Genomic DNA, 12504 nt, shown 5'->3' with positions numbered 1-12504 from the left:
ACATGAAACCATTCTACTACCTCCCGATACTGCTCTGCCTCGCCTATACGGCAAGAGGGGAAGAAATTGAAAAAGACACGGCGAAAATCCGCAATGTCGAACTGAACGAAGTGGTCGTGCAGTCGTTCAAGCAACAGCGCGACCTCCGGCTGGAACCCCTGTCGGCATCAGCCGTGACGGGAACGGCCATCCAGAACCGGAATATCACGGGAATCAAAGAGTTCAGTTCCTTTATCCCGAACCTCTTTATGCCGGACTACGGATCGAAACTGACCTCGCCGGTCTATATCCGCGGGATCGGATCGAAAATCAATGCCCCCTCGGTCGGGCTGTATGTGGACGGCATCCCCTATTTCGAAAAATCGGCTTTCGATTTCGATTTCAACGAGGTGGACAGGATCGAAGTGCTGCGCGGTCCGCAAGGGACGCTCTACGGCCGTAACACGATGGGCGGCATCATCAACGTCTATACAAAATCGCCTCTGAAATATGAAGGGACGAATATCTGGCTTTCCAACGGCAGCTACGGCCACCGCGACTATGCCCTCTCCCATTATAAAAAGATCGGTGAAAAGTTCGGATATGCCCTCTCCGGCGATTACCGGAACAGCGACGGCTATTTCACCAATCTTTTTACCGGCAAGAAAGCAGACGATATGAAATCCGGATCGGCCCGTATCCGCCTGGATTGGAAGCCCCGGGAGAACCTGGCACTCGGGCTGATGAGTTCGTTCGACCGTTCGGTCCAGGGCGGCTATCCCTACGCCGTCTGCGATTCGGTCACGCATAAACCGGGCGAAGTCGACTACAACGACTACAGTTTCTACAAACGGACGCTTTCGACGACCGGCTTCTCGGCGGATTACCAGGGGACGGGCTACAGCATCAACAGCCGGACCGCCTTCCAATATATCTCGGACCATCAGGGCATCGACCAGGATTTCTCTCCCCGAAGCATCTATTTCGCGCGTCAGGATATGAAGCAGAAAATGTTTTCCGAAGAACTGAACATCAAATCGACGACTCCCGGACGTTACAAATGGCTGTTCGGCGCCTTCGGTTTCTGGCAGGGGATCGACAACACCGTGACACTCGATTATTTCACCAAAGACTATGCGACACGCAAGCTGTACGACACGCCGGCCTACGGCGTCGCTTTTTACCACCAGTCCACCGTTGACAACCTGCTGACACGCGGCCTGTCACTGACTTTCGGCATCCGCTACGATTATGAGCATACCTCCAACGATTTCCTTTTCTATAAAGAGACGGACGGCGGCAGCGAACAGATGGACGCCTTCGACAGCCGGCTCAAGTTCAGCCAGGTCACACCGAAGATCGCCCTGCAATATATGTTTCCCTCTACCGGCATGCTCTACGCCACCGTGACGAAAGGATATAAGACAGGCGGCTTCAACACCTCTTTCGACCGCGAGGAAGACCGCACGTTCCGCCCCGAAACCAGTTGGAACTACGAGTTGGGAGCCAAACACCCGTTCCTCGACAACCGCCTGAACGCCGAGTTCTGCTTTTTCTGGATCGACTGGAAGAACCAGCAGATTTACCAGATGCTCGCCACCCAGAACGGGCAGTTCCTGCGCAACGCCGGGCGCAGCGAGAGCAAAGGCGTCGAGGTCAGCCTGCAAGGGAATCCGGTCAACGGGCTGATGGTGCAGGTGAACTACGGCTTTACGCATGCCACCTTCAAAGATTACAAGGATGAACGGCGAGGCATCGATTATAGCGGCAATTTCCTGCCGATGGTCCCGCGCCACACCTTTGCCGTCGGAGCCGATTATACGATCCCGAACCCTTGCCGCCACATCGACCGCTTCACGATCAGCACGAACTACACCGGGACGGGACGCATCCAGTGGAAAGAAGACAACAAAGTTTCGCAACCTTACTACGGACTGTTGAATGCAAAAGTATCTGCAACAAAAGAATTTATTACCTTTGCGATCTGGGCGAAAAATATGACCGGTGCGGACTATTCGGCTTTCTATTTCGAGACAGGCGGAAAGGGCCTGGCACAAAAAGGACGGCCGTTCACGATCGGCGGGAATATCCAGCTGAATTTTTAACGGCGTCGGAAAGTTCCGGAAAGCCGGAAAACCATTTTTGAAGGTGTCGGAACTTTCCGAAAGCCCCAAAAATCATTTTTGAAGGCAGCGGGACCTCCGGAAAGCCAAAAAAATCATTTTTGAAGGTGTCCGGACTTCCCGAAAGCCCCAAAAAACATTTTTGAGCGTTTCGGGAACTTCCGGAAACAGATAAACAAGATATTTGATGATACAGAAAGACAAAACATACAACCTCGCGACCTTCTTCTGCCTCTACATTGCGCAGACGATCCCGATGAGTTTCTTTTCCACCGTCATCCCCGTCATGATGCGGCAGGAGGACTTTTCACTCTCGGCCATCGGGCTTCTCCAGCTGATCAAGCTGCCCTGGATCCTGAAATTCCTCTGGTCGCCGATGGTAGACCGCCATGCCGTGACGACGGGCGACTATAAACGGTGGATTTTTTCTTCCGAACTGATCTACGCCGGCTTGATCTTCGCCGTCGCTTTCCTCGATTTCCATACGGACTTCTATACGATCGTCGCCCTGATTATCGTTTCCTTCATCGCCTCCGCCACACAAGATATCGCGACCGATGCGCTGGCGGTACTCGCCTTTAGCCGGAAAGATAAAAGCATGGCCAACAGCATGCAGTCGATGGGAAGTTTCGGCGGCTCGATGATCGGGGGCGGAGTCTTGCTCCTGCTCTTCAAGCAGATCGGATGGAACGGCCTGCTGCCTTGCGTCGCGCTGTTCGTCATCGCCGCCCTTCTGCCGCTCTTCTTCAACAAAGGCATCCGCATCCAGCCGAAGGACACGCATGAACGGGCCAAAAAGGCCGATGTGATCTATTTCTTCGCCCGCCGGAGCATCTGGAAACAGATCGGTTTCCTCTTCCTCTACTATTCCGGACTGATCGGTACGCTCGCCATGTTGAAGCCTTGGTTGGTCGACCTGGGCTACGACATGAAAGAGATCGGGGTGATGAGCGGAGTGGCGGGGACATTCGTCGGATTCCTCTCCTCGTTTGCCGGAGGGATGATCGTACGCCGGATCGGCCGTTTCAGGGCACGCATCCTGTTTGCGGTATTCGTCTTGATGGCGACACTCTATTTCCTCGGACTTTCGTACGTGCATCCCACGACCCCCTTGCTCTATGGCGGGATTTTCCTTCTGTGGGGTAGCTACGGGATGGCGACGATCGTGGTCTATACGACCGCCATGGACTGTGTACGCCCCGGACGCGAAGGGACGGATTTCACGATCCAGACGGTCATCACGCATCTCAGCGGCATGTTGATGGCCATCCTGAGCGGGAGAATTGCAGATCATACGGGCTATCACGGGCTCTTCTTCTTCGAGGCAAGCATCGCCCTGATATCCCTCATTTATATAATAACGGTTTTCAGAAAAAAGACAAGTACGATATGAAACAGGAACTCTTAGAAAAATACAATGTGCCGGTTCCCCGATACACCAGTTATCCGCCTGCCAACTATTTCCATGACGGATTCACAAGCCGGAATTATGCGGATGCCATCCGTAAATCCAACCGCCAGCAGCCGGAGTTGATTTCTTTCTATTTTCATATTCCCTTCTGCCGGCGCCTCTGCCATTATTGCGGGTGCAATTCCTATGCTTTTCCGAAGCTGGAAACCATAGACCGGTATATAGCGGCATTGCACAAGGAGATCGACCTGGTGCTTCCTTTGCTCGACAAGAAACGCAAGATCTCGCAGGTTCATTACGGCGGAGGTACTCCGACCTCTCTCCCTGCGCTCGAACTGGAAGAGTTGAACGCACATGTTTTAAACGAGTTCCGCCATATCTGCGACCCGGAGATAGCAATCGAATGCCACCCTGGCTGGATGACGGAACGTGATTGGGTCAAACTGACAAAAATCGGATTCAACCGGTTCAGTATCGGTATGCAGGATTTCAACGAACAAGTCCTGAAAACCGTGCACCGGAAAGCCTCTCTGCTGCGACCGGAAGAGATCGTGGCAGCCCTGCGCTCATGCGAAGTACGCATCAATATGGATTTCCTCTACGGCTTGCCCCACCAGACGGAAGCGAGTTTTGCCGAAACGATCGAAAAGGCCGTTTCCCTGAAACCGGACCGGCTCGTCACCTTTTCTTATGCCCATGTGCCCTGGGCTTTCCCCCGGCAGAAGGTGTTGGAACAAACCGGACTGCCATCCGGTGACGAGAAGAGCCGGATGTTCGAAGCGGCCCGCAAAATCCTCTGCGAAGCGGACTACCAGCCGATCGGGCTGGATCATTTCGTCCGCCAAGACGACGAGTTGTACACGGCTTTGCAGAACGGACAGCTGCATCGTAATTTCCAGGGATATTGCACACGCCGCACTACCGGCCAGGTCTATGCTTTCGGCGTGACCGGGATCAGCCAGCTCGGAACGGCTTACGCCCAGAACACAAAAGACATCATGGAGTATATCGAGAAAGTCGAAGCCGGCATCTTGCCTGTCGCCAAAGGATATCTCCTGAGCCGGGAGGAACAGATTACACGGGAAGTGATCGAAATGCTGATGTGCAACTACCGGATCGACTGGAACGAATTGTCGGAACTGCTTTCCGTCCCCGCCCGCTCCATCAAGCAAGCGACCGCCTACGACGAAGCGCGTCTCCGCGAATTTGCAGAAGACGGATTGATCGAATTCGACGAAAACCAAATCAGGATGACGCCCGAAGGCAGGCTTTTCGTCCGAAACATAGCCGCTTCGCTGGACAAGCTGATGCTCGGAACAAATAAATCATTTTCTAAACCGGTATAACGCAATGGAACCCCAACAGACAGATATTTTGATTATCGGTGCCGGATTGACCGGATTGACAACCGGCTTCTGGTTGGCCCGCGCCGGAAAAGACATTCATATCCTCGAAAAGGCTGATCGTGTCGGAGGACAAATCCATACGTTCCGCGAAAAGGATTTTGTCTACGAAAGCGGCCCCAACACAGGTGTAGTCTCCTATCCCGAAGTCGCCGAACTATTCGAAGCCCTCTCCCCTGCCTGTGCACTGGAGACTGCCCGCGAAGAATCCAAACGCCGGCTGATCTGGAAAGGGGAGCGGTTCCGAGCTCTCCCGTCCGGACTGTTCAGCGCGGTCACGACTCCTTTGTTTACGCTTGGCGACAAGTTCCGTATCCTCGGAGAGCCGTTTCGGGCAAAAGGGAATAACCCGGATGAGTCTGTCGGGGAATTAGCTGCCCGCCGCCTGGGTAAATCGTTCCTGCACTATGCGGTAGACCCGTTCCTATCCGGTGTCTATGCCGGCGATCCGATGAAACTCGTCACTCGTTATGCGCTCCCGAAGCTCTACAACCTGGAACAGCAATACGGGAGCTTCATCCGCGGAACCATCGCGAAAGCCAAGCAACCGAAAACAGATCGCGACCGCCTCGCCAGCAAGAAAGTATTTTCCGCCGACGGAGGATTGGACAAGCTGACCGATGCGATGGCCGGGGCGATCGGTCCGGCCCGTATCACCCTTTCAGCCGCCGACGTCACGATCCGGCCTTGTACAAACAAATGGATGGTCACCTATTCGACAGCCGACGGCGAACAGGCTATTCTTGCGGAGCGGATCGTCACGACCACCGGCGCTTATACATTGCCGGACCTGCTGCCTTTCGTCCCGAAAGAAAAGATGGAGCGGATCAGTAACCTGCATTATGCACCGGTCGTACAAGCCAGCGTCGGATTCCACGACACTGGCGGATTACGTTTCGATGCCTTCGGAGGCCTGGTCCCTTCCTGCGAGAAAAAAGACGTGCTCGGCATTCTTTTCCCCTCCGCGTGTTTTGCAGGACGGGCTCCGGAAGAGGGTGCTCTCTTCTCGTTCTTTATCGGAGGCGTGAAGCATGCCGACCTGACGACCTGGCCGGAAGAGGAACTGAAAGCGCTCATCAGGCACGAGCTCCATGCCATGCTCAAATTCCCGGAGGAGACAGAGCCGGATATGATCCGTATCTTCCGCCACGAACATGCCATTCCGCAATACGAACAGAGTAGCGGCGCCCGCTTCGAAACGATCGACGAACTGCAAGCGGCCTACCCCGGCCTCACGCTGGCCGGAAACATCAAAGGCGGTATCGGCATGGCCGACCGTATCCGCCAGGCAACAGAAATCGCGAACAAATTAATAAACGGGTAAATCAGTATTTACATTAACAACATATTAATATGGAAGATAAAATAGTCGAAATAGCCCGTTTCTATGAACCGGAAGAGGCACAGATACTCGAGTCCCTCCTGAAATCGGAAGGAATCAAATGTTATCTGAGAAACGAATATACGAGCCAGATCATGTACCCGGCCGACATGGGCGGCATCCGCATCGAGCTGCTTGAAAGCGAAGTCCCCCGTGCAATGGAGATCTTGGAAGCAAACGGTTACGAATTTCCGAAAGAAGATGAAGAAGACGAACAGATCCAAGCCGTTTCAGGTTGGACGCGTCACATTCCGTTCCTCCGCCATCTTTCCCTCGAAAAGCAAATCATCGTCCTTTTCATCCTTGTAGCCGTATTCCTCGCTTTGGTCATTTACTTCGGCTCGCTTGTTTCATCCAACTAAACAAATGTAAACTATGGCACGCAGAAAGATTACAAATAGTCAAGCCGTATGTATCACTCTTTTGTGGGGAATCTTGTGCTACATGATGCTTGCATACAACGAAAAGATAACCTTCGACATCGTTTTCACCTTGATAGCGTCAGCTATCATTGTGTTCGTTCCCATTTATAAGAGCAGAAGACGAAGAGAAGAGTAACATTTGATTGCTTTTACCCGATTAAAATACCGAAATGATATTTTTATCGCATTTTTTCTTTCAAATATTTGTTTGCATAAAATTTTAGCTTACCTTTGCGAGGTCGTTGAAAAAACGACGGCCGATTAACAAATTGATATTATAAATATAACATTCTAAATAAAATCAGTCTTATGAAGGCAAGTGAAGTTTTAGACAACTTAAAAAGAAGATTTCCGAATGAACCGGAATATCATCAGGCAGTTTCAGAAGTATTAGGAACAATCGAAGAGGCTTACAATGAACATCCCGAATTCGAAAAGAGCAATCTGATCGAACGTCTTTGTATCCCCGATCGTATTTTCTCTTTCCGTGTAACTTGGACGGATGATAAGGGACAGATCCAAACCAACATGGGATACCGTATCCAGCATAACAATGCAATCGGCCCGTACAAAGGCGGTATCCGTTTCCACGCTTCCGTAAACCAGTCGATCCTTAAATTCCTGGCTTTCGAACAGACTTTCAAGAACTCACTGACAACCCTGCCGATGGGCGGTGGCAAAGGGGGTTCGGACTTCAGCCCGCGTGGTAAGTCAAACGCTGAAATCATGCGTTTCTGCCAGGCTTTCGTATTGGAATTGTGGCGTCATATCGGCCCGGACACGGATGTCCCCGCAGGCGACATAGGCGTTGGCGGACGTGAAGTCGGCTATATGTACGGAATGTACAAAAAACTGGCTCAGGAGAACACGGGAACATTCACCGGCAAAGGACGCGAATTCGGCGGTTCACTGATCCGTCCCGAAGCTACCGGTTACGGAAATGTTTACTTCCTGCTGGAAATGCTGAAAACAAAGGGAATCGACATCAAAGGAAAGACCGTTTGCGTTTCAGGTTCAGGTAACGTAGCCCAATATACCGTAGAAAAGCTGATCAGCCTCGGCGCCAAAGTCGTGACAATGTCCGACTCGGACGGTTACATCTACGATCCGGACGGTATCGACCGTGCAAAACTGGATTACATCATGGAACTGAAAAACCTCTATCGCGGCCGTATCCGTGAATATGCAGAACAATACGGTTGCAAGTATGTGGCAGGCGCCCGTCCCTGGGGAGAAAAATGCGATATCGCAATGCCGAGTGCAACCCAGAACGAACTGAACGGCGAAGATGCCAAGACATTGCTTGCCAACGGGTGTATCGCCGTATCGGAAGGCGCGAACATGCCCTCTACTCCTGAAGCTATCGACGCCTTCCTCGAAGCCAAGATCCTGTATGCTCCGGGTAAGGCAGCCAATGCCGGCGGTGTATCTGTTTCCGGTCTGGAAATGACCCAGAACGCCCAGAAACTGAGCTGGAGCAGCGAAGAGGTAGATGCCAAACTGAAAAGCATCATGCAGAATATCCACGAACAATGTGTAAAATACGGCAAGCAAGCCGACGGTTACACAAACTACGTGAAAGGAGCAAACGTTGCGGGCTTCATGAAGGTAGCCAAAGCAATGATGGCACAAGGCATCCTTTAATCAATTGGCAATTGATAACTAAAGAGAGAGAGACTATTCGAGATTAATGGTTATGAAGAAAGCGGGCGTTCCGGTGCAACGGTTACGCCCGCTTTTTTATTTTCAGACGAAAATTATCCATTGTCAATTGCCAATTGTCAATTGTTTGTTACTTTAGTGCCGAAAATAAAAAGACATGATAACTGAAGAATTAAAACAACTTTACCAGACACATACCGGTTCGCCTGCAACTGATATAACCGAACTATCCTCTTCCGGCTCTAACCGCCGGTATTTCAGATTGTCAGGTCCCGTTTCCCTGATCGGGGTAAGCGGAACTTCCATAGAGGAAAACAATGCCTTTATTTATATGGCCGCACATTTCCGGGAAAAAGGATTGCCCGTTCCCCGGGTTTATTGCTGGTCGGATGACAAATCGTTCTATCTCCAGGAAGACCTGGGCGACGCCTTGCTCTTCCAAGCAATCGAGAAAGGACGGAAAAGTTGTTTCTTCGACGAGACGGAAAAGTCTTTGCTGCACAAGACGATCACGCTTCTGCCGACCCTTCAGTTTAAAGGTGCGGAGGGGTTCGACTTCAACCAATGTTACCCCCAACCCGAATTCAACCAACGTTCGATCCTCTGGGATCTGAACTATTTCAAATACTGTTTCCTGAAAGCTACCGGAATGGAATTCCAGGAAAACCTTTTGGAAGACGATTTCCAGAAAATGAGCGATGTCCTGTTGCAGGATTGCACTCCGACATTCATGTACCGGGATTTCCAGTCGCGTAACGTGATGGTAAAAGACGGTGAACCCTGGTTCATCGACTTCCAGGGAGGACGCAAAGGCCCGATCTACTACGATGTCGCTTCTTTCCTCTGGCAGGCGAAAGCCAAATATCCGGCTGAATTGAGACAGGAATTGATCGGCGATTATCTGCAAGCGCTACGCGGATATACGGAAATAGACGAAAAACATTTCTTCCGGCAATTACGCCATTTCGTTCTTTTCAGGACTTTACAGGTCTTGGGAGCCTACGGTTTCCGGGGATATTTCGAGAAGAAACCGCATTTCATCCAAAGTGTCCCCTTCGCCATCGATAACCTCCGGCAGCTCTTGAAAGAAGATTATCCGGAGTATCCCTATTTATGCACCGTACTACGGGATCTGACGAATCTGTCCCAATTCTATGACGACATTCAAAAGCATACGCTCAAAGTCAAGATTGTCAGCTTTGCCTATAAAAAAGGAATCCCCAACGACCCGAGCGGCAATGGCGGCGGGTTTGTCTTTGACTGCCGCGCCATCAATAACCCCGGTAAATACGAACGTTACAACCATTTTACCGGATTGGACGAACCGGTGATCCGTTTCCTCGAAGAAGATGGAGAGATCACCCGCTTCCTGGATCATGCTTACGAGATTGTGGATGCTTCTGTCAAACGTTACATGGACCGGGGATTCACCAATCTGATGGTTTGCTTCGGTTGCACGGGAGGCCAACACCGTTCGGTCTACTCCGCCCAGCATATGGCGGAACATATTCATTCCAAGTTCGGTGTCCGGGTAGACCTCGTGCACAGGGAACAAAACATTGAACAACTCTTTAACGCAATATTATGAAAGCTATGATTTTCGCAGCCGGTTTGGGAACACGACTCAAACCGCTGACCGACAGTACTCCAAAAGCATTACTTCCTATCAGTGGAAAACCGATGCTCGAACATGTAATCCTTAAATTGAAAGATGCCGGTTTTCACCAGATCGCCATCAACATCCATCATTTGGGAGACCAGATCATCGATTTCCTGACGGCCAACAACAACTTCGGCATCGAAATACATATATCCGACGAACGCGACTACCTGCTCGATACCGGAGGAGGTATCAAGCACGCCGCTGCATTCCTGCAAGGCAACGAGCCATTTCTGGTGCATAATGTCGATATCCTGTCCAACATCGATTTGCGTGCACTTTACGATCATCATCTGGAAACGAATCCTTTGGCTACATTATTGGTCAGCAAACGCAACACCTCCCGCTATTTGCTATTCAATAAAGAAAATAAATTATGTGGTTGGCATAATCATGAGACAGGAGAAGTCAAATCATTTTATCCGGATTTTGATCCGAAACAATACAACGAGTATGCATTCAGCGGCATCCATGTATTGTCTCCCCAAATATTCGACTATATGGAAGAGTGGACCGGCAAATTCTCCATTATCAACTTCTATCTGTCCATCTGTGCAAAAACCAATATCCACGCTTATGCAGATGAAAATCTTCATCTGATAGATGTCGGAAAACCGGAGACATTGGCGATGGCAGAAAAGTGGGTGCAGACACTTATTGTATAATTTTGTTTCCTTAACAAGGAGACACATCCTTTATGAATAGCCATAAATTCCGGATTTTTACCCTTCAAAAAGACTATTCTGCCGTGAAGTGCGCAGTTTTTTGCAACGAAGACGGTCTTCATCCCCTTGACGACCGTCTTCATATACGATGATTTCGGCACCTCACGTCAACAACGACCGTCTTCATGCCAATGACGACCGTCTTCATGCCCATAAAGCCCCTGATTTCTTTTTAAATATTCAAAGCCGCCGCCCATTTTTTTTACTACAGCCCATTCTCAAGAGGTTAAGCTTTTCCAAAATGCAATCGTATTCCCCCTTTTCCATCTCTCTCAAACAACATTTCTTCATTTCCTGCCGATACCATATTTCCGTTTATCAGCAAAAAAGAAAAAACAGCATCAAAATATCAAACTAAAATGATCCGAGAGTTTGATCGAAATAGAAAAAGCAGGAAACAGGGGTTATTGTTCGTTAAATTAAAAGGCATCGAATTAGAATCAATCATGATAATTCGATATCTTTGCTACGAAGAACGTCAAAGGGGTTTTATGTACCGGAGCTTTGGTGGAACAGAATGAAATACGGATATGAGAAAACAGATCAGTTTGACATCACAATCGAATAAACAATTCATAAATAAAAACCATTTAAAGATGAAACAACTTCTTATTATCCTTTCACTTGTGATCGGATGCCTGCAACCAGGCCACGCACAGAAGCCCGCCTTGAAGTTCAATAAAGACGGCAAATTCAAAATCGTACAGTTCACGGACGTACACTACATTCACGGGAATCCCAAGTCTGCCGTTTCCCTCGAACGCATCAACGAAGTGCTGGATGCGGAAAAGCCGGACTTAGTGCTATTCACAGGCGACGTCATCTACGGTCAGCCGGCAGAGGAAGGAATGCGCACGATCCTGAACTTAGCTGCCAACCGCAAGATACCGTTCGGAGTGACATTCGGCAACCACGACAACGAACAGGGACTTACCCGTACCCAGCTATTCGATATCATACAGACGATACCTTATAATCTGACCGATTCCGTGGCAGGAGTCGTAGGGGCGACCAACTTTATTCTTCCCCTGAAATCGTCCGATGGGAAGAAAGACGCAGCCATCCTGTATTGTCTGGACTCGCATTCATACTCACAGATCAAAGGGATAGGCGGCTACGATTACATCAAGTTCGACCAGATCCAATGGTATCGCGAAAACAGCGCGAAATACACGAAACAAAACGGTGGCACTCCCCTGCCCTCGCTGGCATTTTTCCACATCGCCCTGCCGGAATACAACCAGGCCGCATCGGACGAAACGGCTATTTTGGTCGGCACACGAAAGGAAAAGGCGTGCGCTCCGCAACTCAACTCCGGCATGTTCGCTTCGATGAAAGAAATGGGAGATATCTTAGGTGTATTTGTCGGGCACGACCATGACGACGACTATGCCGTTTTCTGGAAAGGCATCCTGCTTGCATACGGCCGTTATACCGGCGGCGACACGGTGTACAACAACCTGAGCAACGGCGCCCGCGTGATCGAAATGACCGAAGGCTCCACCAACTTCAAAACTTGGATTCGCCTGAAAGGCGGGGAAGTGATCAACACGGTAAACTATCCTTCGGATTTCATCAAAAAGAAAGACTAAATCAGGACATAGCCCGACCGTTTTCGGGGGTGTGTCATTAATCTGTATATTAGAGCACAGATAACACAGATGAGACTGATTCACACAGATTGATTATTGCAAATCAATAAAATAAAAATCTGCGGTTATCTGTTGAATCTGTGTCA

10 protein-coding genes are annotated in these 12504 nt (G+C 50.0%); all 10 read left to right on the top strand.

Translation table 11 applies throughout. The features are described 5' to 3' along the window. The first annotated feature begins 2 nt into the window (after nucleotides 1-2). The 10 genes from RDN79_RS09010 to RDN79_RS08965 all read left to right on the top strand — a co-directional run bounded on the left by RDN79_RS09010 (nucleotide 3) and on the right by RDN79_RS08965 (nucleotide 12358). Nucleotides 3-2084, top strand: coding sequence for a TonB-dependent receptor (locus tag RDN79_RS09010; RefSeq protein WP_298552962.1), 2082 nt, complete (start codon nucleotides 3-5; stop codon nucleotides 2082-2084). A 205-nt stretch (nucleotides 2085-2289) separates the two neighbouring features. Beyond that, a complete protein-coding gene (locus RDN79_RS09005; RefSeq protein ID WP_298552960.1) occupies nucleotides 2290-3495 on the top strand; it encodes an MFS transporter in 1206 nt (401 codons plus the stop codon). Next, nucleotides 3492-4859 (top strand): oxygen-independent coproporphyrinogen III oxidase, encoded by a 1368-nt coding sequence (gene hemN, locus RDN79_RS09000; RefSeq protein WP_298552959.1) that lies wholly within the window; start codon nucleotides 3492-3494, stop codon nucleotides 4857-4859. Before RDN79_RS09005 ends, hemN begins: the two co-directional genes overlap by 4 nt. Nucleotides 4860-4863: 4 nt before the next feature. Continuing rightward, a complete protein-coding gene (hemG, locus tag RDN79_RS08995; protein ID WP_298552958.1) occupies nucleotides 4864-6240 on the top strand; it encodes a protoporphyrinogen oxidase in 1377 nt (458 codons plus the stop codon). Nucleotides 6241-6269: 29 nt separating this feature from the next. After that, the gene (locus tag RDN79_RS08990) at nucleotides 6270-6659 is read left to right on the top strand and encodes a DUF2007 domain-containing protein (RefSeq protein ID WP_298552957.1); all 390 of its coding nucleotides are present in this window, start codon (nucleotides 6270-6272) and stop codon (nucleotides 6657-6659) included. Between the two features lie 13 nt (nucleotides 6660-6672). Continuing rightward, nucleotides 6673-6855: a hypothetical protein gene (locus RDN79_RS08985; protein WP_308573163.1), complete on the top strand. Its 183-nt coding sequence runs from the start codon at nucleotides 6673-6675 to the stop codon at nucleotides 6853-6855. A 173-nt stretch (nucleotides 6856-7028) separates the two neighbouring features. Then, entirely contained in the window at nucleotides 7029-8363 is a 1335-nt protein-coding gene (locus RDN79_RS08980) for an NADP-specific glutamate dehydrogenase (protein ID WP_298552956.1), read from the top strand. 175 nt (nucleotides 8364-8538) lie between these two features. Beyond that, nucleotides 8539-9969, top strand: coding sequence for a phosphotransferase (locus RDN79_RS08975; RefSeq protein ID WP_298552955.1), 1431 nt, complete (start codon nucleotides 8539-8541; stop codon nucleotides 9967-9969). After that, on the top strand, nucleotides 9966-10706 hold the full coding sequence (locus RDN79_RS08970; RefSeq protein ID WP_298552954.1) for a nucleotidyltransferase family protein: 741 nt from the start codon (nucleotides 9966-9968) through the stop codon (nucleotides 10704-10706). Before RDN79_RS08975 ends, RDN79_RS08970 begins: the two co-directional genes overlap by 4 nt. Nucleotides 10707-11362: 656 nt before the next feature. Continuing rightward, complete coding sequence (locus tag RDN79_RS08965) at nucleotides 11363-12358, top strand: metallophosphoesterase family protein (protein WP_298552953.1); 996 nt, start codon at nucleotides 11363-11365, stop codon at nucleotides 12356-12358. The last annotated feature ends 146 nt before the right edge of the window (nucleotides 12359-12504 follow it).

The organism is uncultured Parabacteroides sp., assembly GCF_902493135.1.
In the GTDB taxonomy this organism is placed as follows: domain Bacteria; phylum Bacteroidota; class Bacteroidia; order Bacteroidales; family Tannerellaceae; genus Parabacteroides.
This window is presented reverse-complemented; position numbering and strand designations above follow the sequence as displayed.